Consider the following 334-nt stretch of genomic DNA (forward strand, 5'->3'; position numbering starts at 1 on the left):
GGGGTGAAGTCGTAACAAGGTAGCCGTATCGGAAGGTGCGGCTGGATCACCTCCTTTCTAAGGATATATTCGGAACGAAACCTGCGGGTTTCGGTTGACGTTTTGCGTTCAGTTTTGAAGGTTCACCCAAACGGGCAGCGATGCCGGTTTTGATGACTTTCAAACCTTGTTCTTTGAAAACTGGATATGACGACATTGAAACAACGAAAACAAGCAACACGAGTGATGAGACCGATTTTTTCGGTCGACTTTCTAATGGTTAAGTTAGAAAGGGCGCACGGTGGATGCCTTGGCACTAGGAGCCGAAGAAGGACGGCACTAACACCGATATGCT

General features: G+C 47.9%; 1 rRNA gene. It reads left to right on the forward strand.

The features are described 5' to 3' along the window. Window positions 1–57 (forward strand): 16S ribosomal RNA (locus HU147_RS19270); the annotation flags it as partial. Window positions 58–334 lie beyond the last annotated feature (277 nt).

Origin of the sequence: Planococcus chinensis (genome assembly GCF_020071995.1) — a bacterium.
GTDB classification, from domain to species: domain Bacteria; phylum Bacillota; class Bacilli; order Bacillales_A; family Planococcaceae; genus Planococcus; species Planococcus chinensis_A.